Consider the following 26,460-nt stretch of genomic DNA (forward strand, 5'->3'; position numbering starts at 1 on the left):
AGATCAGCCGATTGCCGATAATTTCCCCCTTGCGCTGCGGGTATGCCCCGCTCTCCCGGCAGGGTCTGTATGAGCAGGATATATCTCATCTTGTTTCTCCTTGAACAGGGGCGTGCGCAGCTTGCTCCAGAGTGGCCAGCAGAGTTGCACGATCCAGCAGCGGAGAGAGGATCTCGCCACCTGGTAGCCCGGGGCCATAGATTTGGTTGAAAGGAATGGCCACACTGCCGCGTTGGCGCAAGAAGCTGGCGATGCTGTCGGAGGGGCGGCTCCAATCCCCGCGCAAGGCCACCACATCGGGGGCACTCAGGGCTCGTTGCACATCATCGCGCAGCAGCACGTTGAATTTGTTGGCTTTGCAGGTGATGCACCAGTCAGCGGTCACATCGACGAAGACCCGCTTGTGTTGTGCCAGTGCGTCCTGGATGGCCAGCTCCGAGAGAGGCTGCCAGTTGACGCTATCCTGTGGTGGTTTGCCCTCCATGGTGAAGGCGCCGCCGAGCAGCAGGGCGGCGACTAGCAAGCAGCCCAGCGCCAGCCCCAGGGTTACACCGCGAATACCGTGGCGCCATACGACAGCCAGCAGCAGGGCCACCGATATCAGCACCATCAGGATCACCACCCTGTTATGGCCGATATGGTTGCCAAGCAGGCTGAGCAGCCAGAGGCTGGAGCCCAGCATCATCAGGCCGAGCAGGATGCGCAGGCGCCCCATCCAGCGTCCCGGTTTTGGCAGCCAAAGCGCGAGACGGGGCAGGGCGGCGATGAGCAGCCATGGCATGCTCATGCCAATCCCCAGTGCGGTAAAGACAAGCCAGAGTTGACCGGATGGTGCCCCGAGCGCAAAGGTGACTGCGGTGCCAAGGAAAGGGGCGGAGCAGGGGGTTGCCAGCAGAGTGGCAAAGCAGCCCTGCAGAAAGTGACCGGCCATGCCGTTGCCACCCGCGGTTGCCAGGCGGGTGTTGACATTGCTGGATAACCTGATCTCGAACAGCCCCAGCAGGTTGGCACAGAACAGCAAGGTCACCACGACCATGAAGCCGATAAACCAGACGCTCTGGAACTGGATACCCCAGCCGACGGCCCCCTGGGTGGCGCGCAGCAGGGTGCTCATCAGTGCCAGCGTCCAAAAGGAGACCAGGATACCTGCGCTTGCCGCCAGGAACTGCAAGCGAACCGGGCGACGCTCACGGGTCTCCAGTTGCAGTACTGATCCCAGCTTGAGGGCCAGCACCGGCAACACACAGGGCATCAGGTTGAGAATAAGCCCACCAAGCAGTACAGCTCCCAGGATCCAGCGCAGCGAGTGGCCACCAGCGGGTAGTGGCAGGGGATCACCTATGGTGACCTGGCGCTGCCAGGCTTCATCACCATTGACCAGTACCACGCCCAGTTGCTGATGACGGATATCCGGTGCATCCCCTTGCCAGCCATCGCTGACCGGAATGCGGGCAATCAGGGTATTGCCCTGCACCTCCAGGCTGGGCTCGCCAAACTCGACCCCCTCCAGCTGCTGGATGAAAATCTGCGGAGCCCGCCACCCCTCTTGCTGCTTAGCGCTCAGCTGTAGCCGGTTTTGCTGGTAGCCAGCCTGGAGGTTGACGCTCTTGGGCATGGCTTGTGGCAGCTTGCTCATCGCCTGTGCATAGGCAAGATCGAACCCGTCCGGTGCCGTACCATCCAGAGCAAGGGCAAAAGGGTAGTCGGTCAGGATGCAGACGTTGCTGCAGGTTGAAAGGCGTAACGTGCCGGTCAGCTCCTTGCGGTTGCCATGGCCAAGGCTTATGGGAAAGGTAACGGCCTGCTGATACCCCTGGGTCGACATGCCGCTGACCGCGAATCGCTCTGGCACTGGCCAGTGCCATTGTTGAGTGAGTTGGGGATCATCCCAGAGAATTTCAGGGGCAATTCCCCCTTCACCCGGGTTTTGCCAATAGGTTTTCCAGCCGGACTCGAGTGCCAGACTGAGCAGCACCCGGGGCTGTGCCGGATCCCGGCTATCTGCTTGCAGCCGGATTTGTGCGTGATCGTTGCGGGGGCTGGTGAGCCAGCCGGTATCGCTGGCCAATCCGATGGATTGCCACAGCAGGCTGCCCAGCAAGAGGGCAGTCTTGAAGATGTTTGACATGGTGTTGTCTCTTGAAAATGAAAGTCAGGGTTGTTTAAGCCGCGACTGACTCATTCTCGCCAGACACAAAGGGTGAGATGAAGCCGCCGTTCTGGCGGGGAGATATTTCTGGGTGGGGGGAGGGGGGGCGAGCAACGGGGCAGTGGTGCCAGCAGGGCGATCAGGAATGCGATGGCAAAGAAGAGCTGTTCGGCGCATTGCAGGCTGGCGGCACTGAGCCACTTGCCGTTGAGCTGGCAACTGCCGGGTTGCGGCGTTGCGGCGCGGCCATCCTCATCGACATCGATGGCGGAGGATGGGGCGGTCAGCATATGGCAGCCAGCGGCTATCTCCAGCTGAGCCAGCCTGGTCAGCGGCTGGAGTGCACAATTGAGCAGCAGAATGCAGACCAGCAGCAGGAGTCTTGTCGCCACGCGTTGTCGCAAAATCATGTTGCTCCTGCCCTCTTGGAATGGGGCACATCCTATCGATCAATGACAGCCCGGGCAAGCCGGTCGGATGAAGCCCCGTTTCTTGCAACCGGTGAGTCGCCACGTTTGCCCTCGTAGCTGGCCGAGTACCGAGCGTGCTGGCCAGATCAGTCTGCCAATGCTTCGGACAAGGGGGGAGTCGTTCAGCTGCCAATCGCCGATAATGCCCCGCGCATTCCGGCGGTCAGGGCCAACAGCCCCCTCGAGCCCTGAATGGAAATGGGTATATGGGATCCATGCCGCGACGAGGAAGGCCGGGTTGGAGATGGTTCATTTGGTGCAAGATCATCTCTTTAGGTCGTCAAAAATTGAAACCGTTTTCAGAAATCCTTTTCAATTGTGATCCGCTTCAAAGCTTTTTAATACGTCAACCTCTAGCATTGGCCCCACGAATTAGGGGCTAGCGCTCCCGATTTTCCCGCTGTGGGAGGTAACCGGATGATCCGGCTATTTCCTTCGTTACTTTCGACGGTCATCACGGATGGCCGTTTTTTTTTGAGTTATTTCACGGTAAAGGGTCGAGTGGGCGGCGCTTTACCGTTAAAATTCCGCTTTTGCATCTGCCCGTGAGTTTTGATGTCTGCCTCCACCCTCTCTTCGGATAGTTATCTCCTGCTCAGTGCCTTGCAACTGCAGCGTGTCGCCAGTACCCGTCTGTTACAAGAGACGCTCGGCGCGGGCCATGAGCTCGCCGGCCACCTGACCCGGCTGCACGATGCCGGCCTGATCAGATTGCGCGGGGAGCAGCAGTGGAGCCTGACTGCCGAAGGGACGCTGGCGCTGATCCTGGGGGTGCGGGCCGGTCTCTGCCCGGCGCCGGACTGGAGCAGGGTCTCCTCGGTGACCGGCCAGGATCTGGTTCACGGGCTGGTGCGCGAACTGTGTCGGGGCAAGGCGGGGGAGATCCCGGCCTTTTTCTCTTCCGGCGATCTGCTCACCCTGCTCGATACCCCCGATGCCCATCAGCTGCTGGCGGGCTCCAGCCCCGCCTGGCAGCAACTGCTGCTGGAGCACTTCTCGCTGCAACTCTTGCTCGATGCCCCCTATGAAGAGCGCTGGCCGCTGGCCAATGCGCTGGTGCGCTGCGCCCCCGAGGTGCAGACCCGGGCCAAAGCGTTCGAGGCGGAGTGGCGCTGGCTCTGCGGGGATGGCGAGAGCTCCGATTCCAGCCTGTTGTGGCCTGCCCTGCAGGCAGTGGCCTCGCAAGGGGAGTGTGGCCCGCTGGGTGAGCGGTTGCTCACCGCACTGGGCCAGTGGCAGGCAGAGGGTCATGAGGGACAGTGGCCGCGTGCCTTTAGTGCCTTGCTCTGGCTTGGCTGGTTACAGCAGGCCGATCCCGTCATTGCCAGCGAGCAGCGCAAGAAGTGGCAGCGCAGTCTGACTGGCCAGTTCCCCCTGCTTGCCGACTTGCTCAGCCAGTGGGCGGGCGATCGCCACGGTCAGGCGGTCGGGCTGTTCGATACCCTGCAACTGCCGGTGGAGGAGCTCCACTGGGGCTACCTCTGGCTCGATCTCTGCTCGCTGGCCCGTCACGGCGCCCAGAGCGCGCAGGTGGCCATGCTGCACAAGTGGGATCTCTCCCACCTGCTTGACGCCGACCCTCATCATCGGCTGATGGCGTTTTGTCAGGATCTGCTGCGCCTGCTGCTGGGAGAGGGAGCCAAAGGGGCGCCACTTGGCCAACTGCGCAACAGCGAGGCCGAAGACGAAGAGTCAGAAGAGGACGCCGGCGAGGAGAAGGGGGCCGCCTCCGCCAGCTGGCTCAACTGGTTGCAGGGGCTGGGACGCTCCAGTGGTGTACGCAAGCCGCAGGAGCGGCTGGTGTGGCTGCTTCACGCCGACGGCCCCGAGCTGGAGTGCAAGATCCAGAAGCTGAGTACCAAGGGGGAGTGGACGGCAGGCCGCCGGGTCGATCCCACCCTGCTCTCCACCCAGTATGCGGCGCTGCTCGATGAGCACGACTGGGCAGTGGTGCGCACCCTGCCGCGGGTGATGGGACGCTTGCCCCGGGATGTCTGGGCGCCGCTGGCCGATCACCCCCGCCTGTTCAACGCCAAGGGGCAGAAGCTGCAGCTCGCCATCACGGCGCCGCTGCTGCAGATTATCGCGACCGAAGAGGGGATGAGTGCCTTGCTGATCCCAGATGCAGCCGCCCGCGGGGCCCATATCATGCCGCTGGCGCAGGACCTGTGGCAGCTGATCCTCACCCCGCAGCCGCTGCTCGACCGCTTGCCAGCGCTCGAATCCATCCCGCTGCTGCCCGCCGAGGGGCTGGCCGAGCTGCAACGCACCCTGGACGCCATTCCCGAGCTGCCCTGGCACAGTCAGGTTGCGGGGCTTAGCGGCAACGCCGAATTGGCTCCCTGGCCGGGCATTCCTTCGATGCAACTGGATTGGCAGGATGGTCAGCTGTCGGTCAAGCTGGTGACCCGCTTTGAGGATCTGCCGCCCCAGCCCCTTGGCAAGGGGGAGGCGATCGTGCGGCAGGGGATCAAGGCGTACCACTACTGGCAGCGGGATCTCGGGGCCGAGAAGCTGCAGGCCCAGCTACTGCGCAATCAATTGCCCATCGGCCTGCCCGGCAGCGAGTGGCTGCTGCAGGGGGAACAGGCGCTGGCGCTGGTCAATGCCCTGCCCGAGCTGGTGGATGCCGGTGTGGTCATTCACTGGCATCAGGACAGCGCTCGCCTCAAGAGCCTCGATGAAGCGGCTCTGAGCCTGCGCATCGAGCGGCGGCAGGACTGGTTCCAGGTCGAAGGGGCGCTGGCCCTCGATGAGCACCAGATCCTCGATCTGCGCCTTATTCTGCGCCAGATGACCCCGGGGCAGCGCACCGTTGAGCTCGACGAGAAGACCAGCCTGATGCTGAGCGACAAGCTGGTGGAGCGGCTCACCATGCTGGGGGCCATGCTCGATGAAGAGCAGCGCATCAACAACAAGCTGGCCTATCCGCTCACTCGCCTGCTCTCGGTCATTACCACCGAAGGGGATGCAGCGTGGCAATCCCTGCAGCAGGAGTGGCAGCAGGAGGTATCCTGCCCACCGGAGCTGCTCACCGCGCTGCGGGATTACCAGAAGGAGGGGGTTCGCTGGATGGCGACCCTGGCCCATCACGGTTTTGGCGCCTGTCTGGCCGATGACATGGGCCTTGGCAAGACGTTGCAGGCGCTTATCGTGCTGCGGATGCGCCAGCACCTTGGCCCTGCGCTGGTAGTGGTGCCCAAGTCGGTAGTCACCAACTGGCAGGAGGAGGTGGCCCGTTTCGCCCCCGAGCTGGAGGTGGTGATCTTTGACAATCCCGCCGAGCGCGAGCGCATTATTCGCGAGGCCAAGGCCGGTCAGGTGATCCTCATCAACTACGGCATGCTCGGCAGCCTAGCGGAGTCGCTCAAGTCCCGCCGCTGGTCCAGCATGGTGCTCGATGAGGCGCAGCAGATCAAAAACGCCGGCACTCAGCGCGCCAAGCTGTTGTTCCAGCTGGAAGGGGATTTTCGCCTCGCCCTCTCCGGCACGCCCATCGAGAACCATCTGGGGGAGTTGTGGAGCCTCTTCACCTTTATCAACCCGGGGCTGCTCGGCAGCCTTGGCGAGTTCAAGCGTCGCTTTGGCAAGGCGGTCAAGGATCCCCAGCACATGGCGCTGCTGCGGGCGGTGATCAGCCCCTTTATCCTGCGTCGTCTCAAGCAGCAGGTGCTGACCGAGCTGCCGGACAAGACCGAGATCATTCACCACATCAGCCTCTCCCCCGAAGAGCGCCAGCTCTACGAGGCGACTCGGCGGGAAGTGGTGCAGCAGGTGCAAAGCGCCGATGGCCGCGCCCTGATGCATGTGCTGAGTGGCCTGACCCGGCTGCGCCGCCTCTGCTGCTCGCCGGAGCTGGTGATGCCAGAGTGGTCGCAAACCAGCAGCAAGTTGGACGAGGCGATGGCCCTGCTGGAAGAGGCGATCGACGGCGGTCATCGGGTGCTGGTGTTCAGCCAGTTCGTCGATCTGCTGAGTCTGTTGCGGACCCGCATCGAGCAGAAGTCCTGGGACTACTGCTATCTGGATGGGGGCTGCTCCGCCAAGTCCCGTCAGGACTCCATCCTGCGTTTTCGTCACGAGGAGGTGCCGCTGTTCCTCATCAGCCTCAAGGCGGGGGGCACCGGCCTCAACCTCACCCAGGCCGATACCGTGCTGCACCTCGATCCCTGGTGGAACCCGGCGGTTGAAGATCAGGCGAGCGATCGGGCGCACCGGATGGGCCAGACCCAGCCGGTGACCGTGTACCGGCTGGTGTGCGAGCAGACGGTGGAGGAGAAGATTGTCGCCCTGCACGACGAGAAGCGGGCGCTGGCCGATGGCCTGCTGAGCGGCCAGTCCGAGGTGCGTGGGCTGGATGTGGAGAGCCTGCGAGCCCTGCTGATGGGCTGATTGGCGACGCCGCCTTTCATACCGCCTATCGAGATAGAAAAGGGGAGAACATCCAGAGATGTTCTCCCCTTTCTCGTTTGGGACGCAGATATGGGGTACTCGTTTATCGCGGCAAGGCGGCCCAGCTATTCCTGATCCAGTCACCCCTGATAGAGATAGAGGTGCAGCCGCTCGATGATGGGCTCGCCGCCAATCTTGCGATCTCGCCGCGCCTGCCGGCTCTTGGGGGGATAGTTGCCCAGATGGGTGACTGCAGGCGGGGTATCCGAGCAGAGCAGCAGAGGCAGGCTCGCCTTGATCTGCTGCTTGCGCGGGGTGCGCTCCAGCCAGAGCAGGTTGATCATCGGGTGGGTCTTGACCGGGCGGCGGATCCGCAGCTCGGCATCGGCAGGCAGACGGCGAATGTCGTACACCTCCTGATCCACCATCTTGCTCCACTCCTCGTTGTTGGAGAGGGCCGGTATGTAGCGGCGGCTGCGCTCCAGCATCTCCAGCACCTGTTCGCGGGTGAGGCGATTGATGGTCTGCTTGTCAGCCCAGGTAAAGCCGAGGGATTGCAGCTCCCCCGCCAACAGGGTCAGCTTGCGGTAGACCTGCAGGGTGATCACGCCGGGCAGGGCGGTATGTACCAGCTCGAACTTCTCATCCCGTCCCCCCGCCTGTTGCACCAGCCCCTTGAAATCAAGCTTGCGCTGGTTGATCTCCTCAACCAGCGGCTGGAGCTGCGGGGCGGCGGCGGCAGGAAAGCGCAACCAGCCGGGCAGCCGGTGAGTCGCCTTGGTGGAGCAGCCGGGGCGGGCGCTGTGGTCCCGATAAGCGGCGAGGGTGGCCGCCAGTGCGGCTTCACCGTTGAGATAGCCCACCTCAATTTGCTCGATCGGGTCGTGCTCTTCCCCCTGCGCCACCGGGGGGAGGGGATAGACATGGGCCTCCTGCAGCTCGAGCTGGCCAAGCAGATCGGCCAGCTGGTTGAGAGAGGTTTCAATGGCGGCCATCTGTTGACGCAGGGCGGCGGTAGGGGTAAAGGTATCCATCGATGATCCTGTGGTCTGACCCGCTGTTGACGACATCAGGTATGACATTGCTGCGGGTAGCAAAACTACTGTATAAATAAACATACCAGCATGCGGTTGGAGTGCCAAGAGGCACTTTGAGGAGGGGGCAATGTGCGCCTCTGAATGGGGATGTGGTAATGGTTTTATTTATGTTTCAGAGTGTTAAATAAAGATCACCACAAGATCATTAAATTAACAATCACGTGTAGCTCCGCTGTTGCCAGCTGTTCACACCTTGTCCATCCCTGCATATGTAAAGCAGTAAAATGCATATATAGATGGGTGCCATGCAGCACAATATGCTGTGCGACTCTGCTGGCCAACTGTTAAAATAATTATTTGTTTAAAATCAAAGCGTTAAAATTAAATCCTGCCGTTTTTAGACATTAGATTTACTAATGTAACGTATCAAAATTCGTCAATTGAGTCGGCCCTGTTCCCTGACTAAGCTTTGCGCATCAAATAAAGCCCAGTGCGTAAACAAATATTCAGAGGAGCCACATCATGGCCAACATGGCTTATACCGAAACCGGTTACCAGCATTCCAGCCAATTGAATCTGGTTGCTCGCGTTAAAATGACCGTTCTGACCTGGCTGGAGCGCAGCCGCAGCCGTCGCCAGCTCTCCGAGCTGCCCGAGTACCTGCTCAAAGACATCGGCCTGAACGAAGCTGACCGTTATCAAGAGACCACCAAGCCGTTCTGGCGTGGTTGATCTACCGGGCATGGATGCCTTGTTTTTCTGCTGAGTCGTTTGCTGTTCTGCCCCTGTGGGGACCAACTGCCAGGTCTGTTATTGTCTGTTTTATCTCCCCCCGTTTTCCCCCTGTTATTTGTTGATCCTTTTTCCTCTCCTCTTTATTCCACATCGCTACTGTCATTGCTGTCATCGTTCGATTGTTATCACATTTGTATCGTTAATGTTTGAATTTGTTTAAAAAATGATTTTAAGCCACGATGCCTTGCGTATAATCCGGCCATAGTATTCCAGAGCGAGAGGGTGAGACGGATGATTCCCCAGCACGATTTTTTGGCCTTGACCCGCAGCCATGAGTGGCAGCTTGAGCCCTTTGAATTTGCCCTGCCCGATGGTGCGCGGGTCAGCGTCTGGGATACCGGCGTGCTCTGTCTGGAGCCTGCCCGTGGCGCGGGCGATCAGCCGGGAGGACGCAAGGATATCGTCCTCTCCTGCGGTATCCACGGCAACGAGACTGCCCCCATCGAGATCTGCAACCAGCTGCTGAGCCGTCTGCTCTCAGGCGAGCTGAGCGCCCGCCATCGGGTGCTGTTCCTGTTTGGCAATCCGGCGGCGATGAATCTGGGGCTGCGAGAAGTGGAGGAGAACATGAACCGGCTCTTCTCTGGCGCCCACAGCAAGGGGGAGGGGCTCTGCAATCGGGAGCGGATCCGTGCCATGCGCCTCGAGCAGTATGTTAGCCGCTTCTTTGCCGATCCGGCTCGTCCCCGTTACCACTACGACCTGCACACCGCCATTCGCGGCTCGCGCCACGAGAAGTTTGCCGTCTACCCCTTCCCCCACGAGCGGCCTCACTGCCGCGAGCAGGTGCAGTTCCTCGGCGCCTGCGGGGTGCGTACTATTCTGCTCTCCGCCAGCCCGACCACGACCTTCAGCTACTACAGCTCCCGCCAGCATGGCGCCCATGCCTTCACGGTGGAGCTGGGCAAGGTGCGCCCGTTTGGCGAGAACGATATGACCCGCTTTATCGAAACCCGTCAGGCGCTGCAGGAGCTGGTCACTCAGGATGAGGTGGCACTGGAGCCGTGGCGGGCGGATGATTTCACCCTGTTTGCCATCGATCGGGTGATCACCAAAAAATCGGCGGACTTTCGCTTCCTGTTCGCCAGCGATGTGGACAACTTCACCGAATTCCCCCAAGGGTTCGTGCTGGCCGAGGATGGTGAGCTGCGTTACACAGTCGAGAAGCCGCGTGAGGCGGTGGTCTTCCCCAATGCAAATGTGGCGATCGGTCAGCGCACCGTGCTGATGGTGGTGCCGACAAGGCTCTGGGAATAGCGGTGATAGTTTTGCCTGCAGAGCGGTGATGCATCCGCAGGTGGCGCCAAGCCATTGTTTTAGTCGGCGGCTCAGACACAGCAGCGGTTAGCAGCAGTAATAATAAAAAACGGGGCCAGTCAGATGACTGGCCCCGTTTTTTATCGGGTTCAAGCGGTGAGGCTTAGCTGTTGTTCTTCACAAACAGGGTCAGCTCCTGACCGGGCTTGAGGTAATCCCCTTTATCCAGCTGATTCCAGCGCATCACATCGTTGATGGCCACCTGGAAGCGAGCAGCGATGGAGGAGATGGAGTCGCCACGGCGAACCTGATACACCATCGATTTGTCGCTCTTCTTCCCTTGCTTGGGATAGACCACCAGCTTCATGCCTGGCTTGAGCGCCGACTTGGCATTCAGACCATTCCACTTGGCGAGCTCTTCGTGGGAGACGCCGTGTGCCTGGCTGATGCTCCACAGGTTGTCACCCGAGCGCACCTTGTAACTGACTTTGGCCTTCTGGCTGCTACCACGGCTTGCCAGCTGCTGCGGTTTGCTGGCGGAGCTGGCCTTGCTGCTGACCTGACCGTGGGTCGGGATCACCAGTTGCTGACCGCGACGCAGGTTGTTGCTGCGCAGATTGTTGGCCAGCTTCAGCTCGTTCACGCTGACGCCATGATTCTGGGCAATGCGCGACAGGGTATCGCCACTGGTGACCTGATAGGAGCGGGTTCGAATACGCTCACTCTTGGGCAGATCGGCCAGTGCCAGCTCCAGAGTATCGGCATACTCTACCGGTACCAGCAGGCGGTAAGGGCCACGGGGCGACATCACACCACGGCTCAGGGCCGGATTGACCTCCTTGAGCTGTGAGGTACGCAGACCGGCCAGTTGGGCGGCCACATTCAGATCGATCTGGCTGCCGGTCTCCACCACTCGCAGCTTCGGCTCGTTGGCGAGCACCGGCAACTGGATATTGTACTTGTCCGCATTACTGATCATGTCAGCCATGGCGAGGATCTTGGGCACATACATCCGGGTTTCGCGGGGCAGATCGAGCGACCAGTAGTCGGTCGGTTTGCCTGCGCGCTGGTTACGCTGTATGGCGTTGCGCACCCGTCCTTCCCCGGCATTGTAGGCGGCCAGCGTCTGCAGCCAGTCACCGTCAAAGAAGCGGTTCAGGTACTCCAGATAGTCGAGCGCCGCATTGGTGGAGGCCAGCACATCGCGCCGTCCGTCATACCAGTTGTCGTGGCGCAGACCGAAGTTTCTGCCTGTCGCTGGCACAAACTGCCAGAGTCCGACGGCATTGCTGCGGGATCGGGCATGGGGATCAAACATGCTCTCGATCATCGGGACAGTAATAAGCTCCATTGGCAGCTCACGCCGTTCAATCTCCTCTACCATCAGATAGAGGTAGGGTTCAGCCCGGCTGGCAATGGTCGCCAGATGCTTATCATTGCGCAACAGCCACTCACGTTGCTGGCGGATGCGCGGATTGTCCGGAGTTTCCAGTTGCATATCATCGCTGATACGCACCCACAGATTGTCCGTATCTTCCATTTCGTCCAGCTGTTCATCGCCAAACAGGAAATGGGAAGAGTGTTTTTTATGCGCTTTTTTCTTGACCTGGGGGGACTTGATCGGCTCGATTGCCGTTAGCGCCCGGTCATCCTGATGGCTCAGGTTTTGGCAGCCGCTGAGCAACAGCGCTGCCAATAAGGCCGTTCGTACCTTCATCTCGTTCCGGTCATTTTTAGGAAAAACAGCTCGCATCATAAGGGGCAATGGCCCCCTGATCAAGGTTTGTTCAAAAAACGTCCTTCCACTGACGCAGGATGGTGAAGGTATCTACCGGATTTTCCACGCATTTTAGCCCATGTTTTTCAGCAGAAAATTTCACTGAATCCTGTTCGCATCGCAGAAAAATGTTGAAAGTGCGTTCGTCACCCAGCCGGGTTGGCAGACTTGGCAGCCCTTGTTGCCGCAGTTTGCTGATCAGTCCGATCTGATCACGGATCGCCGGATTGTCCGGTTCAACTGCATAGGCAAAGCACAGGTTGGAGAGTGTGTACTCATGGGCGCAGTAGATCAGGGTCTCGTCGGGCAGGGCGGCAAGGCGCTGTAACGAGTGGTACATCTGTTCCGGCGTCCCTTCAAACAGGCGGCCACAACCGGCCGAGAAGAGGGTATCGCCACAAAAGAGCATGCCGTTGCCGTGGTAGGCGATGTGGCCGCGAGTGTGCCCGGGCACATGGATCACCTCGAGGGCGAGGCCGTGCCAGTTGATCTGATCGCCATCTTCCAGCCACTGACCGTGGTGATCCGGCATCGGGTCAAGTTTGGGGCCATAGAGCCGGGCGTGGGGGAAGTGGGCAAGCAGCTCGGTGACGCCCCCGACATGGTCGTTATGGTGATGGGTCAGCAGGATGGCATCGAGCACCAGCCCCAATGCCTCAAGCCGCTCTAGCACGGGTGCGGCATCGCCCGGATCGACCACCAGGCAGTGATTTTCGTGGCGGATCAACCAGATGTAGTTGTCATTAAAGGCTGGAACTGTGATCACTGGATACATGAGTCTGCTTCTCTTTAGGGAGGGTATCTTATATAACAGGATGGCGTTCGAAACCCCGAGTTGAGCCCTATTATGCAGGTGGCACGTACCGAACAACAAATCGAGATCCCGACCAGCTGGTCTGCATTGCCTATGGGGGACTGGGTGGCGGCCGAGATCCAGGAGCGGCTCGACAGCTGGTGCCCCAACTTGTTCGGGTATCACTTGCTCAAGGTCGGAGCCCTGAGCGCCGAGCTCTCCTGCAAATGTTCATCCATTCGTCATCAGGTGGGTGTCGCGCCTGAGGGACGACTGCTGGACATCTATGGCGATCCCCTCGAGCTGCCGGTGCGAACCGGCAGCGTCGATGCCTGTCTGCTGGCTCACTGCCTCGATTTCTCCGCCGATCCCCATCAGGTATTGCGTGAAGCCGAAAGGGTGCTGACCGATGATGGCTGGCTCATCATCAGTGGTTACAATCCGGTGAGTCTGGTGGGAGTTGGCCACTGTATCCCTTTTTTACGGAGCAAGTTGCCCTGGTCTGCTCGGATGTTTACCCCTGGGCGGGTGACGGACTGGCTGCATCTATTGGGGTGTGAAGTGATGTTTGACGAGCGTTTCGGTTACTCGTTTATGGGTAAACAGAGCTGGCACAGCTGGTGGCGGGAGAGTATCGGGCGGGATTATTGCAAGGCGTTTGCGTCGGTATACGTGATTGCTGCCCGTAAACGGCGTTTTCCACTGATCCCGGTGCGGCGGCGCTGGCAACTGCCAAAGTCCCTCGCCACACCGGGCATGGCCCGTCAGGGCTGGTAACCGGTATCCTCGGCCAGATCCTTGCCGCAGGCGGCATCTCTGGCCAACTCGTCGCACCGTTCGTTCTCCGGATGGCCGGAGTGGCCCTTTACCCAGAGCCACTCAATCTGGTGGCGACCCACTTCTGCATCCAACTCCTTCCAGAGATCGACGTTCTTGACCGGTTGACGATTGGCGGTCATCCACCCCTTCTTTTTCCAGCCGATGATCCACTGGGTGATCCCCTGGCGCACATATTGGCTATCGGTGGTGAGGCGCACCTTGCAGGGCTCGTTGAGGGTTCGAAGCCCCATGATGGCTGCCATCAGCTCCATCCGGTTATTGGTGGTCAACTTGAATCCGGCGGAAATTTCCTTGCGGTGCTTGCCGTAGACCATCACGGCCCCGTAACCACCCGGGCCCGGATTGCCGAGGCAGGAGCCGTCGGTATAGACATCAATCTGTTTTAACATGAGCAATCAATCTGTTTTAACATGAGGCTTGGGGTAAACTAGCGAGTAAGTAAAGCCGAAGTTTGACATAGATTGGATCATGAACACACCCCAACTGAATCGCCAGATCATTCTGGATACTGAAACCACAGGTATGAATACGGCGGGCGGCCCTGTCTATCTGGGGCACCGCATTATCGAAATCGGCTGTGTGGAGGTGATCAACCGCAAGCTGACCGGTAACCACTATCACGTCTATATCAAGCCTGATCGTCTGGTCGACCCGGAAGCGATCCAGGTGCACGGTATCACCGACGAGTTTCTGCGTGACAAACCGTCGTTCAGCCAGATCGCCGACGAGTTCCTCGAGTTCATCCGCGGCGCCGAACTGATCGCCCACAACGCGCCGTTTGACGTGAGCTTCATGGACTACGAGTTCAGCAAGCTCGGACTCAACTTCAAAACGGCGGATATCTGCACCATCACAGATACCCTGGCGATGGCGCGGGATCTCTTCCCCGGCAAGCGCAACAACCTGGATGTGCTGTGCGATCGTTACGGTATCGACAACTCCCACCGTACCCTGCACGGGGCTTTGCTCGATGCGGAGATCCTGGCGGACGTCTACCTGCTGATGACCGGCGGCCAGACCAAACTCAATCTGGCCACCGAAAGCAACGAAAACGAAAGCAATCAGGACACCAGTATTCGTCGGTTAGAGAGCAACCGACCCGCCCTCAAGGTGGTGCGTGCCAGTGCCGAGGTTCAGGCCCTGCACGAGGCGAGACTGGATCTGGTACAGAAAAAGGGAGGAAGTTGTCTGTGGCGGCAATGAGCAAGTGGTGTGCCGGTCTGCTGTTGTTGCTCTCGCTGGGGGCGATGGCGACCGAGGTATTTGCCCCTTCCGATATTCCGCTGCTGGATAACCGCTTTCGCATCGATTACGGCGTGAAGGAGATCACCTTCATCATCAAGCGCAAGCCGGGCACCCCGTCCGTGATCCTGGTTCGCCCCGATGGCAGCAAGCTTTACGTGGGCAAGGTCAAACCCGCAGATGTGGGTTGGCTGGCGCTGCCGGAGCATGATCTCATTACCCTGCGCAATCCCATGCCGGGCCCCTGGCAGGCGATTGGCGAGGTGGATCCCGACAACCGGGTGCGCATTCTCTCCGATATCCGGCTCGATATCGCCGCCCTGCCGATGCAGCTCTATCAGGGGGAGGTGGTCAAGCTCAAGGCGTGGTTGCTGATCAATGGTCAGCCGCCGAAAGATAAATACTATCTCTCTGATCTTGGCATGACCGTCAAGCTGCAATCGTTCAGCGATGCCGATAAGAAAGAGGTCGTGCTGGATCAAGTACTTGGCCACTATCGCGATGATGGCAAGGGGCTCGACGAAGTGCCGGGCGATGGCATCATGACGGCGGAAGTGACGCTGCATGATATTCCCGGTGGCAAGTACCGCGCCATGTTCAGCACGGGCAATCAGGTTTTTGTCCGTGCCCGTTATCAGGATGTTCTGCTTTACCCCTATCCGTTCAGCTATAACTTGTCGCCGCCTTCGGATGAGCTGGGTGCCAAGCTCTCACTGCTAATCGACCGTGATGAGCTGGATCCCGCCTCCGTGGTGGTCAAGGGGAGTGTGACCAGCAATGTGGGCGGCCTCTACGAGTTCAGCGAGACCGCCAGCGACCCCAAGCTTGATATCGATCTCTCCAACATCAAGGAGGTCGGTCAGCATGAGGTGAAAGCAACCCTCTATGGCACCACTCGCCTCGGCCGTGAGCTGAAAATCGAGTTGCCGGTGAAAACCTTCAATGTCTTCCCGCCACCGCCGCCTCCTGTAGAGGTGATGTCGGCCGCCGCTCAGGCCTCCAGCGCCGAGTCTACCGAAGAGCAGCCTGAAGAGGGAATGGGGTGGCTACTTTGGGTTCTGGTTGGGGGTGGGGTACTACTGGTGTTGCTGGGAGGCGCAGGTTTTGTGGTGATGCAAAAACGGCGTGCTTTTAAACGTGCGCTAGCAGCAGCTCAGGCTGAAAATCAACAAAACGGCCAACCGGCAGCCAAGCTAGATCTCAACTTGCCAGAGCAGTAGCCCAGACTCGGGAAAAACGATACACCAGAGAGAAGAAACCGCCCTCGATAAGCAGGGCGGTTTTTTTAGCTCGACCCCTTAGGATAAGGGATTGGCAGCAATCAGTGATCGCCGATATAGACATCCTTGTTCTGCTCGCGGATTTCGAGGAACTTGTCCAGATTGGCCATCATCAGCTCGACCAACTGGGGGTCGAAATGCTGCCCCTTCTCCTCTTCAATCAGGGCCAGCACCTTGTCCAGCGGCCATGCTTTCTTGTAGCAGCGATCCGAACCCAGGGCATCGAACACATCGGCCAGTGCCACGATCCGTCCTTCCAGTGGGATATCGGCCCCCTTCAAACCGCGGGGATAACCGCTGCCATTCCACTTCTCATGGTGATTGCCTGCTATGGTGGCGCCAATCTGGAACAACGCCAGATCGCTGCCGGAGAGCATATCCTGACCGAGTTGGGCATGAGTTTTCATGATCTCCCACTCTTCCGGGGTCAGCTTGCCCGGTTTGTGCAAAATGGCATCGGGAATCCCCACCTTGCCAATGTCGTGCAGTGGTGAGGCCCGTTTAACCAGCTCGCTCTGCTCTTCGCTCATCCCCAGCAGATGGCAGAAAAGCTCGGTGTAGAGCGCGACCCGTTTGACGTGTAACCCTGACTCCTTGGAGCGGGTTTCGACCAGTTCGCCGATGCGATAGATGATCTCCCGCTGGTTGTCGGCGATCACCTCGTTGAGCCGGATATTTTCCAGTGCCACTATGATGTTTTCGGTAAACAGGGTCAGCAGGCTGGTATCGATCTGACTGAGCTGGCGAGTGGTCTCGATATGAAACAACAGGTGGTGGCGCGGGTTTTGGCAGTAGAGCACCATCTGGTTGGTGTTGTAGATATTGCAGCCCCGGGTCATGGCCTGACGCAGTATCTCGGGTGCCTCTGTCAACCGCACCGGGGGATGACCTGGCAGCAGGGGCTCCAGCAGTTGATCCTTCACTTCGTAGGCATATTGTTTTACATCGTAAATCTGGGTCTCTCCCAGATGGAGCAGGGCGCTCAGCTGCTCTTGGGCGCCTTCGACAAACTGACGCAGCGCCCGTTTCTCAAAGATCCCCTTGGAGGCTTCGATGACTTTTTCCAGCCCTTGCCGGTTGCTTTCCAGGGTGCGGATATCCCGATAGGAGCGCAGGCTGGCCCGCAGCAGGGTGCGCAGCTTCTGGGAGGTGAGCTCGGTTTTATCCTTGTAGTCGTTGATGTCGTAGTTGGTCACCACGTCATCTTCCGGCGCTTGGCCGGGTTGGCCGGTACGCAGCACGATGCGTACCATCTTGTTTTGCAGCTCTTCACGGACATATTTGACAACATCAAGACCGGCGTGATCGACCTCCATCACCACGTCCAGCAGCAGCAGTGCAACATCCGGGGTGGTGGCCAGCAATTTTTTTGCCTCTGCAGCCGAATAGGCATGCAGAAACTCGATGGGACGATTGTCAAACTCGAATTTGTTTAAAGTGATCTTGGTGATGCGATGCACTTCCGGTTCATCGTCAACAATCATCACCCTCCAGCCTGCTTGCTGCGCGTCGGGGAGGGAGAGCTCGTCATCATCAATAATCAGGATCTGGTCATCCATCATACAATCCTGTTTGGCATCCTGTGCTTACATTAACTGCTTCACTAAGGATAGGAAACTTATTGAGAAATAAAATTTGATCTCGAAAAACTATGGTCGAAATAGGCAAATGGAACCCTGCGTGACAGTGTTGTTGTCCGGCTGCTTTCTTCGTCCAATCATGGGACTAGCGTGCATAAGCCCGTTTCTCTGTTCGGGGGCTGATGGTAGTGATTAGTGATGTTTGAGCCGGATAGACGAGAAATAATCGCATTTGATAGTGATTCCCATTTGTGTGTAGCATAGGCAACACACTCAACGAGGAGCCTCATTGTGTCCCCATCTCTGCCTCCCAATCGTCCCCGTCTGCTGACTGTCAAAGCCATTACCCAGATCACCCCCCATTTGCGTCGTATCACCTTTGGTGGCAGCGAACTGGCTGACTATCCCTTCACCTGCGGTGGGGCCCATATCAAGGTGATGCTGGCCCAGCCCCATCAGGTAGAGCCGGTGCTGCCTGCAATGACCCCGAGCGGCCCGCGCTGGAGTGACCCGGCTGACAAGCCGGTGATCCGCACCTACACCATCCGCGCGTTTCGCCGTGATGAGCAGGAAATTGATATCGACTTCGTGCTGCACGGTGACGGCGGGCCCGCCAGCGCCTTTGCTACCCATGCCAAGCCGGGAGAGAAGGTAATCCTCTCCGGGCCGGGTGGTCCCAACCCTATGCTGCAACCGGCCGATCACTACTGTCTGGTAGGGGATCTCACCGCCTTGCCCGCCATCATGGCGATGTGCGAGGTGATGCCTGCCGATGCCAGAGGGGAAATTGCGATTCTGGTGCCGGATCAGGCCGATGCTCAGCCGTTGACGCTGCCGGTCGGGGTGCGCTGTCACTGGTTTGTCGGCGAGCCCGAGTCCAGCGGCCTGCTGGAGCATGTGATTGCTCTGCCGCTGGTGCGCGATGGTGGCTTCTTCTGGCTGGGTGGGGAAGAGGCGCTGGTGCTGCCGCTGCGCCGCCATTTTCGGTCTGTGCTCGAGGTGGATCGCCAGTCGCTCTACGCCGTGCCGTACTGGCGCCGGGGCAAGAGTGAAGAGGCCTATCACCAGACTCGCCACGATGTGATGGATAATTAAGCGAATGCGAAAGAATACCTGATTCACGCTTGCAAATAAAAATGATTTGCATTTAGTATTGCGCCGTCCCGATGTCAGTCGGTATGGCGCTTTTGTTATTGATGGCTGCGAGTGGCATAGCACAACGCAGGGCCTGCCGTAATGCACTGATGTTCGGGGGGATGGGGCATGGACGACTGTTCATGCCAATGAACTCCATCACTTTGCACCGGGTCTGGCGAGGTCAGATAGGGATGTCGGTGGGGTTGGCCCTGGTTGTTTTATGTGGAGTATTGATGATGCGTACATCATCCCGACGATTTGCAGTGCATCCGCTGGTGTTGTCCCTTTTTACCCTGCCAGTTCTGGCCCAAGGGACTGCGCCTGTTACCGCTCATGAAACCATGGTGGTGACGGCGACCAAAACCCGGCACAGCGAGCTGACCGCCCCGGCCAGCGTCTCTGTGGTGACTCGGGCCGAGCTCGACAAGCTCAATGTCAATGACCTCACCGGCGCTCTGAAACAGTTGCCGGGGGTCAATATCAGCCCTGCCACCAGCTACGGCCGCAGCGAGATCAAGTTGCGCGGGCTGGAGGGGGATTACACCCTGTTGCTGGTCAATGGGCGGCGTATCAGCTCCCGCGATGCTCTTACCTCCGGTTATGGCAATGATTTCGATCTCTCCGCCATCCCGATGGCGGCCATCGAGCGTATCGAAGTGATCCGTGGCCCCATCTCCTCCCTCTACGGTGCCGATGCGCTGGGTGGGGTGGTCAATGTCATCTTGCGCCAACCCGGGGAGAAGACCGAAGCGGCGGCCACCTATACCTTCAGCGACCCCACCGACGGTCACGGCGGGGATATCAACAAGGCGAGCGCCTATGTGGGCGGGGCGCTGATCGACAACAAGCTGCTGGCCAACCTGGTGGTAGAAGGGAACCACAGGGATGCCTGGCAGAGCGAGCAGAGCATCAACCCCAAGGCCGATGCCATCGAGCAGCGTGAAAAGCTGGGGATCCTCTCCAACGTCAAATGGTTGATCGATGATCGTCAGGATCTGGATGTAGGGATGAACTACGCCAAAGACGATCGGGAGGCCCACTGGAACAACTACGGCCAGACGCCGCGCAATATCCAGCAGATGGAGCGACTGGGGCTCAATGCCACTCACGTCGGCCGTTGGGATCAGTTCGACAGCCGGGTCGGCTATGCCTTCGAGCAGGTTGACCTGTTTGACGACTCCGAACTGATGACGGCGCTGAGCAAGACCAGCGGCGATGTGAGCCAGACCAACCACACCTTCGATGGCCAGCTGAGCGGTAATCTGGGCAGCCACCTGCTGACCAGTGGTGCCGAGTACCGCATCACCGAACTCAAGCATAACGTCAACCTCAAGGGGGGCGATGTCAGCGTCAACCAGAGCGCGCTCTATCTGCAGGATGAGTTTGGCTTTGGCGATCTGGCGTTGACACTGAGTGGCCGGGTCGATCACCACGAGACCTATGGCACCGAGTTCAGCCCCCGCGGTTATGCCCTCTACAGCCTGACTGACAACTGGGTAGTCAAGGGCGGCATTGGCAAGGCGTTCAAGGCGCCGACCATTGCCCAGTCCAACCCGGATTATGCCGTAGCCGCCTGTCGCGGTCGCTGCGCCGTAGTGGGCAATCCGGATCTGAAACCGGAAACCGCCGTCAGCTACGAGCTGGGCACCGCCTATGATGGTTCGTTCTGGGGCGCCGGGGTTACCGCCTTCCACAATGATATCAAGGACAAGATCCAGAGCGAGGCATGGACCTCCACCTGGCGTCCGGCGGTGATGACCTATCAGAACGTCAGCAAGGCCCGCATCAAGGGGGTGGAGCTGAGCGGCTGGTTTGATATCACCGATACCCTGACCCTTTCCAGCAACGTCACCCTGATCGACGGAGAGGACAAGACCAGCGGCAAGGATCTCTATCGGACGCCGGAGCATACCGCCAACGCCAAGCTGGAGTGGCAGGTCATCGAGAGCCTGAGTACCCAGCTCGGCTGGAACTACACCGGCAGCCAGATCCTTCCGGTTCCGCGCATGAGCGGCACCACCTATGAGACCACCGCCGGATTCCACACCCTGGATATCGGGGCAGTCTGGAACGCCACTCGGGCACTGGATCTGAAGTTTGGACTTAACAACCTGACCAATACCAAGCGTGACTGGGTTGCCACCGAGGCCGATCAGATCCTCGACGGGCGCACTGTCTATGCCGGTGTGGCCTACAAGATGTAGTGGCTGAGCGGAGCCCGCACTGGCGGGCTTCCGTTGTTGTCAGGGGATCACCTCGGGTGACGACTTTTATTAAAACCACATGTATTTCAACAAGATGGCATTGCAATCATAAGGAGTTAAAGGGTGTTTAGAGACCAGACCTCGCTGTTCTGGCTGGGATTGTTCCTCCTGTTCGTACTGCTTTCTCTTTCGCTCGCCACCGGTGCGGGTGTCTATGGTGCTCGCGAGGTGCTCGGCTACCTGATGGGGGATGCCCGCTGGGCTGGCGACGAGAAGCTCGCCATGGTGCTCAATACCTTGCGACTGCCGCGCACCCTCTGCGCCATGGTGGTCGGCGCCTCTTTATCTCTGGCGGCCTCCTTGTTGCAGAGCGCGACCCGCAATCCGCTGGCGGAGCCCGGTCTGCTCGGGGTCAACGCCGGGGCCGTCTTTGCGCTGGTGGTGGGGCTCACCTGGTTCGGGGTGGAGTCCGCCTACGGCTATCTGCTCTGGGCCGGACTCGGTGCGCTGCTCGGCAACGTGATTGTGCTGGGGCTCGGCATGATGATTGGCCGCTCCAACCCCCTCAAGCTTATTCTGGTCGGGGTGGCGCTTTCCGCCACCTTCGGCGGTCTCTCCAGCTTTCTGCTGCTCTCCAACAAGATGGTGCTGGAGCAGTACCGCTTCTGGAACCTCGGCTCCCTGTCGGCGGCCAATCTCGATGCCATCATCGCCGTGCTGCCCTTCGTGCTGGCGGCGTTTGTCATCACCCTGCTGCTCTGTCGCCAGCTAACCCTGATGCAGATGGGGGACAGTCAGGCCCAGGCGCTGGGGATCCGCCCCAACCGGGTGCGGATTGGCGTGCTGCTGGCCGCCACCCTGTTTACCGCCAGTGCCATCGCCATCGCCGGCCCTATCGGCTTTGTCGGCTTTCTGGCCGCCTACTGTGGCCGATTGGTGGAGCCGGTGAAGCTGTCGGTGCAGGTCTGTTTCTCCGCCCTGTTCGGCATGCTGTTTCTGCTGTTGGCAGACATTCTGGCGCGCTGGCTGATCCAGCCGTTCGAGCTGCCCAACGGGGTTATTCTGGCCCTGATTGGCGCACCTGTGCTGATCGCCATTGTTCATCGCGGGGGCTTTCGTACCCTGCTGACCGTCAAGTGAGGGGTTGATGCGTACACCTACCGATATGCTCTGCCTGCGGGCCGGCAACCGCTCTTTGCTGCTCCATCTGCCAAGCTGGCGCTGGCTGGCTCTGCTGGCCGTGGCGTTGCTGGCCCTGGCTCTGCTGGCCCTGAGCGTTGGCGGCGGCAAGCTCGGCTTTGCCGGGGTGGTCAACACCCTGATGGGGGAGGGGACGCGGCTTGAGCAGCTCACCCTGTTCAAGATCCGGCTGCCGCGCATCCTTGGGGTGGTGGTGGCGGGGGCTGCAATGGGGCTCTCAGGCTGTCTGGTGCAGACGCTGGTGCGCAACCGGCTGGCCACACCCGACATGGTGGGGGTCAACAACGGCGCCTCTCTGGCCATCATCATCTTCTCCCTCTATCTGACCGTGGGCAGCTGGCCCTGGTGGGCGGCCCCCATCGGCGCCATCTTCGCGGCGCTGGTGCTCTATGCCCTCTGCCGCAAACCGGGTGAGCAGGGCTATCTGTTCGTGGTGATCGGTATCGGCCTCTCCGAGCTGTTCGAGGCGCTCGGCCAGTTCGTGATGTCCACTCAGGCCCTGCTGCACCTGAGCTCCCTCTATTTGTGGAATATGGGCAGCTTTATCGCCGTGGGTTACAGCACCATCACCCCCATCGCCATCCTGTTGCTGCTGCTCTGCCCGTGGATCGTCTATCTCTCCCGCTCGCTGGCGGTGCTGCGCTTTGGCCCCGAGATGGCCAGAGGGCTTGGCGTCAACGGCGATCGGGTGCAATTGGGCATTCTGGCCCAGGCCATTCTGGTGGCGGCGCTCGGCACCGCCATCGGCGGCCCCGTGGTCTTTATCGCCATGGCGGCCCCCATTCTTGCCTCCTGGCTGGTACAAGACCGGGTGGTGCCGCTCTGGCTGGCGGCACTCAGCGGCGCCCTGCTGCTGCTTGCCAGTGATACCCTGGTTCGGGGGCTGGCCAGCCCCCACGAGGTGGCGACCGGTATCATGACCCGCATTCTCGGTGGCCTGTTGCTGCTGTTTCTTCTCGTTAACGATCGCCAGAGGGCTGACTGATGACGCTCACCGTAAATCGCCTCCACTTCGCCTATCAGCAGACTCCCATCCTGCGGGACATCTCCTTCAGCGTGCCGAGGGGCAAGCTGGTGGGGATCGTCGGCCCCAACGGCTGCGGCAAATCGACCCTGCTCAAGCTGCTATCTGGCCAGATGAAAGTCCAACGCGGCGAGATCCTGCTCAAAGGCAAGCCGCTTGCCAGCTACCCCATGAAGGGGCTGGCGCGGGAGCTCGCCTATCTGCCCCAGCGGCCCACCCTGCCTGCCGGCATTCTGGTGGAGCAGCTGGTGCAGTATGGCCGTCACCCTCATCAGGGCTGGTTCAATCAGTGGGGTGAGGAGGATGCCCGCATGGTGCGTATTGCCTGCGAGCGAATGCAGCTTGAGGGGATCTGGCAGCAGAGCGCTGCGTCCCTCTCCGGCGGGCAGGCACAGCGGGCGTGGCTGGCGATGATCCTGGCGCAGGACAGCGACATGGTGCTGCTCGACGAGCCCACCAGCGCCCTCGATATCGGTCACCAGACCGAGGTGATGGAGGCGATCCATCGCATCACCGCCGAGGGCAAAACCGTGCTGCTGGTGATCCACGATCTGGCGATGGCGGCCCGCTACTGTGACGAGCTGATCGCCATCGGCGAGGGGACCATTGCCGCCATGGGCCCGGCCCGGGAGGTGGTGACCAAGTCCTTGATCGACCGGCTCTACCAGACCAGTGTCGACATTCTGCATGCCCCCGGCGACGGGGCGCCCATTATCGTGCCCCGTCGCCACGAACATGGCCGTGCCCTGCGTTCGGCGAGTTGAGTCATATGGGCCTGCTCTGTGGGCCCACCGAGTGTATTCACGCGGCCGATTATCCGGGCCGTGCAACGAGAAGGAGTGAAATGATGAAGCGTTTTACCGCCCTGGCAGCAGCCATCCTGATGCTGGCCGCGCCGCAGGTTCAGGCGCAGGAGATGCGTGAAGTGACCGATGCGTTTGGCCAGAAGGTGCAGGTGCCAGCCCAGCCAATGCGGGTGGTGGTGCTGAGCGAGCTCGAACTCGACAGCACCCTGACCCTGGGGCTGACCCCCATCGGCGCCGTCAATGGCCGTGGTCAACCCACCTTGCCCCGCTATTTGCTGAACAAGGCGGGCATGGGTATCCAGGTGATCGGCGATCTCGACAGCCCCAATCTGGAGTCGCTGATTGCGCTGGAGCCCGACCTTATCCTGACCGGCCAGACCCGTCCCGAGCTGCTGACCTTGCTGGGGGAGATCGCGCCGACCGTGGTGACCAGCAAGTGGGGTGAACCGTGGCAGGATAGCTTCCGCCGCACCGCTCACACCCTCAACCGCGACCAGCAAGGGGATACTTTCTTGCTGCAGTATGCCGAGCGGTTGACTCAGGCTCGCAGCAAGCTGGCCAAGCATCAGGGGGAGAGCATCAGCATAGTGCGCTGGAATCCCAAGGGGCCGAGCTTCATGTATCAGGGCACCTTTGCCAGCAGCGTAGTGGAGTCGATGGGGCTGGTGCGTCCAAGCAAACAACAGGGGACTGGCGCGCCCCACTCACCGGCGCTGAGTCTGGAGTCCCTCAACCTGCTGGATGCAGACTGGCTGGTGGTCGGTACCCTGAGCGCCACCGGTGATGCGGTGGATGCCATGCGTCAGGCGGAGCAGACCCCGGCGTTCCAGCAGTTGCCGGTGATCAAGGCCAAGCGCTTTGGCGCCGTGGACGGATCGCTCTGGACCTCCAGCGGTGGCCCACAGGCGGCCCTCAAGGTGATCGAGGATGTGGAGCAGTTGCTGGCAACCCGCAGCTGAACGAGCGCGTTATCTGAGGGATGAAATCTGTGCGAATGAACCACAGATAGAGTATCTATCTATCAGTGGTTCATTAATGTGGATGTTAATTTCTTTTATTGGCTCATTCGCAAAAGAGTGCTTTCGTTTATTGATTAATGTGTGAATTGCTGCACGTTCTGGGTACGAGCCTCGCGGTATGGCTTTTGTCGCCCCCGTTTTTCCGTATGGTATGAGCGTTTATTGGGTCAAGGGTTAATTGCTGCTTGTTCCCGTTAAGTGCTTGCTACCAAAGAGGAATCTAAATGAACGAGAGTCGACGTAGAGTCACCCTGGGGCTGTTGAGTACCCCCCTGGTCGCCACCCTCACCGGCTGCAACAGCAGCAATGACAGCCAGGGGAGTGCGGCGGATTTTCGCACCACCCTGACCGACCGGCTGAGCGCCGAGCTGCACGACGAGCAGACGGCCCGCCAGCTGGCCCCCTTCATCGAGGAGGCCTGCTTCAACATGACCCCGTCCCGGGTCGCCATCGACCAGGCCCACTGCGTCATCGCCTTTGCCTTCGGCAACCGCCCCAACGCCTCGGGCAACCCGGATGAACTGGCCGAGCCCGGCCCCATGAACGAGGCTCTGGCTGCCTGCTGTGCGGCCCTCTATCGGCAAAAGCCGGTGCCCATGTACGTGCAATGGGAGATTGCCCGCTTCCTCGACTCGGCCCGCTATCCGGACATTCCAGCCCGGGATGTCATCTCCATCGAGCCTTACTGGGATAATGAAGGCAAGCTGGTCTACCTCAGCACGGACGGCGTGGTGGAGGCCATTGTCAGGGATTATGCCGGCGGAGATGCCGCCGCCCTTGGCACGGCGGCCGTTATCGGTCACCGCGACCACGTCAAGCGCTGCATCATCACCTGCCGTGCCCGCAAGGTGGCGAGCCATGCCCCGGAGGGGAGCGAACTGCCCGTCTGGTACGACGAGCAATCCGATCAACCCTGGACCCGTCGCCGCGACCTCTATGTGCTGCAGGATATCTCGGTTCAGTTGATGGGGGTGGCGCAGGCCAACATAGCCCAAGCCTATCCGAACGGCTGAGGAGACCGCTCGGCGGATGGTGCAATAACAGAAAACGGCGGGATGATCCCGCCGTTTTTTTTTGAAATGACTCTGATTACTGTTTCTGGATAGTGGTTACGGTTAGCTTGCCGTCCGGGTTCTCGGCGTGAAAACGCACCGCATCCCCCACCTTCAGATCCTGGAGCTGGGCCGGGTTAGCTACTCGAAAGACCATGGTCATGGGGGGCATCTTGAGGTTCTCGATCGCCTCGTGCTTGATGCCGACTTTGCCGCGCCCCTCATCGAGGCGGGTAATGACCCCCTTGGTCATCACCATTGCGGCCTGTTTGCTCATCTCACCCGTCTGGCTCATCTCGTGCCCTTCATGGTGCATCATCTCTTCGGCTTGCAGGTTGGTCTGGGTGGCAAGGCCAAGCAGCAGGGTCAGGGTCAGCGTTTTGTAGTTCATGATGGTTTCCTTATC

The 26,460-nt window shown here is 59.9% G+C and carries 21 protein-coding genes; 13 read left to right on the plus strand and 8 right to left on the minus strand.

Annotation, left to right across the window (positions count from 1 at the left end; translation table 11 throughout):
• Nucleotides 1-85: 85 nt before the first annotated feature.
• On the minus strand, nt 86-2,128 hold the full coding sequence (locus tag G5533_RS03605) for a protein-disulfide reductase DsbD family protein (RefSeq protein WP_441254502.1): 2,043 nt from the start codon (nt 2,126-2,128) through the stop codon (nt 86-88).
• 50 nt (nt 2,129-2,178) lie between these two features.
• Complete coding sequence (locus G5533_RS03610) at nt 2,179-2,559, minus strand: hypothetical protein (RefSeq protein WP_421254936.1); 381 nt, start codon at nt 2,557-2,559, stop codon at nt 2,179-2,181.
• 615 nt (nt 2,560-3,174) lie between these two features.
• Between G5533_RS03610 and G5533_RS03615 the strand changes: the two genes are divergently transcribed.
• Entirely contained in the window at nt 3,175-7,011 is a 3,837-nt protein-coding gene (locus G5533_RS03615) for an SNF2-related protein (RefSeq protein WP_441254503.1), read from the plus strand.
• 140 nt (nt 7,012-7,151) lie between these two features.
• Here G5533_RS03615 and G5533_RS03620 read toward each other — a convergent pair whose 3' ends face one another.
• Complete coding sequence (locus G5533_RS03620) at nt 7,152-8,045, minus strand: DNA replication terminus site-binding protein (protein WP_421205320.1); 894 nt, start codon at nt 8,043-8,045, stop codon at nt 7,152-7,154.
• Between the two features lie 525 nt (nt 8,046-8,570).
• Between G5533_RS03620 and G5533_RS03625 the strand changes: the two genes are divergently transcribed.
• Nucleotides 8,571-8,780 carry a DUF1127 domain-containing protein gene (locus G5533_RS03625; RefSeq protein WP_158112369.1) on the plus strand — a complete coding sequence of 70 codons (210 nt, stop codon included), beginning with the start codon at nt 8,571-8,573 and terminating at the stop codon, nt 8,778-8,780.
• Nucleotides 8,781-9,074: 294 nt separating this feature from the next.
• A complete protein-coding gene (gene astE / locus G5533_RS03630; protein WP_416014142.1) occupies nt 9,075-10,100 on the plus strand; it encodes a succinylglutamate desuccinylase in 1,026 nt (341 codons plus the stop codon).
• A 163-nt stretch (nt 10,101-10,263) separates the two neighbouring features.
• On the opposite strand, the gene G5533_RS03635 is transcribed toward astE, so the two are convergent.
• A complete protein-coding gene (locus G5533_RS03635; protein WP_005361719.1) occupies nt 10,264-11,817 on the minus strand; it encodes a lytic transglycosylase in 1,554 nt (517 codons plus the stop codon).
• 70 nt (nt 11,818-11,887) lie between these two features.
• Nucleotides 11,888-12,652 (minus strand): hydroxyacylglutathione hydrolase, encoded by a 765-nt coding sequence (gene gloB / locus G5533_RS03640; RefSeq protein ID WP_416014143.1) that lies wholly within the window; start codon nt 12,650-12,652, stop codon nt 11,888-11,890.
• A gap of 72 nt (nt 12,653-12,724) precedes the next feature.
• Here gloB and G5533_RS03645 point away from each other — a divergent pair, with 72 nt between their 5' ends.
• Nucleotides 12,725-13,447 carry a methyltransferase domain-containing protein gene (locus G5533_RS03645; protein ID WP_416014145.1) on the plus strand — a complete coding sequence of 241 codons (723 nt, stop codon included), beginning with the start codon at nt 12,725-12,727 and terminating at the stop codon, nt 13,445-13,447.
• Here the strand turns inward: G5533_RS03645 and rnhA are convergent.
• Nucleotides 13,435-13,899, minus strand: coding sequence for a ribonuclease HI (gene rnhA, locus G5533_RS03650; protein WP_005337815.1), 465 nt, complete (start codon nt 13,897-13,899; stop codon nt 13,435-13,437). The two genes, G5533_RS03645 and rnhA, sit on opposite strands and share 13 nt — an antisense overlap.
• A 79-nt stretch (nt 13,900-13,978) precedes the next feature.
• On the opposite strand from rnhA, the gene dnaQ reads away from it, so the two are divergent.
• The gene (gene dnaQ, locus G5533_RS03655; RefSeq protein ID WP_047439188.1) at nt 13,979-14,713 is read left to right on the plus strand and encodes a DNA polymerase III subunit epsilon; all 735 of its coding nucleotides are present in this window, start codon (nt 13,979-13,981) and stop codon (nt 14,711-14,713) included.
• Nucleotides 14,710-15,972, plus strand: coding sequence for a TIGR03503 family protein (locus G5533_RS03660; RefSeq protein ID WP_421205315.1), 1,263 nt, complete (start codon nt 14,710-14,712; stop codon nt 15,970-15,972). Before dnaQ ends, G5533_RS03660 begins: the two co-directional genes overlap by 4 nt.
• Nucleotides 15,973-16,073: 101 nt before the next feature.
• Here the strand turns inward: G5533_RS03660 and G5533_RS03665 are convergent, their stop codons facing one another.
• Nucleotides 16,074-17,591 carry an HD domain-containing phosphohydrolase gene (locus G5533_RS03665; protein ID WP_216954328.1) on the minus strand — a complete coding sequence of 506 codons (1,518 nt, stop codon included), beginning with the start codon at nt 17,589-17,591 and terminating at the stop codon, nt 16,074-16,076.
• A 312-nt stretch (nt 17,592-17,903) separates the two neighbouring features.
• Here G5533_RS03665 and G5533_RS03670 point away from each other — a divergent pair, with 312 nt between their 5' ends.
• The 7 genes from G5533_RS03670 to G5533_RS03700 all read left to right on the plus strand — a co-directional run bounded on the left by G5533_RS03670 (nt 17,904) and on the right by G5533_RS03700 (nt 26,015).
• Nucleotides 17,904-18,707 carry a siderophore-interacting protein gene (locus G5533_RS03670; protein ID WP_069526731.1) on the plus strand — a complete coding sequence of 268 codons (804 nt, stop codon included), beginning with the start codon at nt 17,904-17,906 and terminating at the stop codon, nt 18,705-18,707.
• A 278-nt stretch (nt 18,708-18,985) separates the two neighbouring features.
• Nucleotides 18,986-20,953: a TonB-dependent receptor domain-containing protein gene (locus G5533_RS03675; protein WP_441254575.1), complete on the plus strand. Its 1,968-nt coding sequence runs from the start codon at nt 18,986-18,988 to the stop codon at nt 20,951-20,953.
• A 123-nt stretch (nt 20,954-21,076) separates the two neighbouring features.
• A complete protein-coding gene (locus G5533_RS03680; protein WP_019446608.1) occupies nt 21,077-22,093 on the plus strand; it encodes a FecCD family ABC transporter permease in 1,017 nt (338 codons plus the stop codon).
• A gap of 7 nt (nt 22,094-22,100) precedes the next feature.
• On the plus strand, nt 22,101-23,138 hold the full coding sequence (locus G5533_RS03685; RefSeq protein ID WP_441254505.1) for a FecCD family ABC transporter permease: 1,038 nt from the start codon (nt 22,101-22,103) through the stop codon (nt 23,136-23,138).
• Nucleotides 23,138-23,941 (plus strand): ABC transporter ATP-binding protein, encoded by an 804-nt coding sequence (locus tag G5533_RS03690; RefSeq protein ID WP_441254506.1) that lies wholly within the window; start codon nt 23,138-23,140, stop codon nt 23,939-23,941. The genes G5533_RS03685 and G5533_RS03690 overlap by 1 nt, the downstream gene beginning before the upstream one ends.
• A gap of 83 nt (nt 23,942-24,024) precedes the next feature.
• The gene (locus tag G5533_RS03695; protein WP_441254576.1) at nt 24,025-24,942 is read left to right on the plus strand and encodes an ABC transporter substrate-binding protein; all 918 of its coding nucleotides are present in this window, start codon (nt 24,025-24,027) and stop codon (nt 24,940-24,942) included.
• 284 nt (nt 24,943-25,226) lie between these two features.
• Nucleotides 25,227-26,015, plus strand: a complete 789-nt coding sequence (locus G5533_RS03700) for a hypothetical protein (protein WP_441254507.1) — start codon at nt 25,227-25,229, stop codon at nt 26,013-26,015.
• A gap of 76 nt (nt 26,016-26,091) precedes the next feature.
• On the opposite strand, the gene G5533_RS03705 is transcribed toward G5533_RS03700, so the two are convergent.
• A complete protein-coding gene (locus G5533_RS03705) occupies nt 26,092-26,445 on the minus strand; it encodes a copper-binding protein (RefSeq protein ID WP_441254508.1) in 354 nt (117 codons plus the stop codon).
• Between the last annotated feature and the right edge of the window lie 15 nt (nt 26,446-26,460).

It is taken from the genome of Aeromonas sp. A600620 (genome assembly GCF_029479985.1).
Lineage (GTDB): Bacteria > Pseudomonadota > Gammaproteobacteria > Enterobacterales > Aeromonadaceae > Aeromonas > Aeromonas veronii_A.

Coding starts and splice junctions, on each gene's coding strand:
- G5533_RS03605 (WP_441254502.1), bottom strand. CDS start 2,128: ATGTCAAACATCTTCAAGACTGCCCTCTTGCTGGGCAGCCTGCTGTGG.
- G5533_RS03610 (WP_421254936.1), bottom strand. CDS start 2,559: ATGATTTTGCGACAACGCGTGGCGACAAGACTCCTGCTGCTGGTCTGC.
- G5533_RS03615 (WP_441254503.1), top strand. CDS start 3,175: ATGTCTGCCTCCACCCTCTCTTCGGATAGTTATCTCCTGCTCAGTGCC.
- G5533_RS03620 (WP_421205320.1), bottom strand. CDS start 8,045: ATGGATACCTTTACCCCTACCGCCGCCCTGCGTCAACAGATGGCCGCC.
- G5533_RS03625 (WP_158112369.1), top strand. CDS start 8,571: ATGGCCAACATGGCTTATACCGAAACCGGTTACCAGCATTCCAGCCAA.
- astE (WP_416014142.1), top strand. CDS start 9,075: ATGATTCCCCAGCACGATTTTTTGGCCTTGACCCGCAGCCATGAGTGG.
- G5533_RS03635 (WP_005361719.1), bottom strand. CDS start 11,817: ATGAAGGTACGAACGGCCTTATTGGCAGCGCTGTTGCTCAGCGGCTGC.
- gloB (WP_416014143.1), bottom strand. CDS start 12,652: ATGTATCCAGTGATCACAGTTCCAGCCTTTAATGACAACTACATCTGG.
- G5533_RS03645 (WP_416014145.1), top strand. CDS start 12,725: ATGCAGGTGGCACGTACCGAACAACAAATCGAGATCCCGACCAGCTGG.
- rnhA (WP_005337815.1), bottom strand. CDS start 13,899: ATGTTAAAACAGATTGATGTCTATACCGACGGCTCCTGCCTCGGCAAT.
- dnaQ (WP_047439188.1), top strand. CDS start 13,979: ATGAACACACCCCAACTGAATCGCCAGATCATTCTGGATACTGAAACC.
- G5533_RS03660 (WP_421205315.1), top strand. CDS start 14,710: ATGAGCAAGTGGTGTGCCGGTCTGCTGTTGTTGCTCTCGCTGGGGGCG.
- G5533_RS03665 (WP_216954328.1), bottom strand. CDS start 17,591: ATGGATGACCAGATCCTGATTATTGATGATGACGAGCTCTCCCTCCCC.
- G5533_RS03675 (WP_441254575.1), top strand. CDS start 18,986: ATGCGTACATCATCCCGACGATTTGCAGTGCATCCGCTGGTGTTGTCC.
- G5533_RS03685 (WP_441254505.1), top strand. CDS start 22,101: ATGCGTACACCTACCGATATGCTCTGCCTGCGGGCCGGCAACCGCTCT.
- G5533_RS03690 (WP_441254506.1), top strand. CDS start 23,138: ATGACGCTCACCGTAAATCGCCTCCACTTCGCCTATCAGCAGACTCCC.
- G5533_RS03695 (WP_441254576.1), top strand. CDS start 24,025: ATGAAGCGTTTTACCGCCCTGGCAGCAGCCATCCTGATGCTGGCCGCG.
- G5533_RS03700 (WP_441254507.1), top strand. CDS start 25,227: ATGAACGAGAGTCGACGTAGAGTCACCCTGGGGCTGTTGAGTACCCCC.
- G5533_RS03705 (WP_441254508.1), bottom strand. CDS start 26,445: ATGAACTACAAAACGCTGACCCTGACCCTGCTGCTTGGCCTTGCCACC.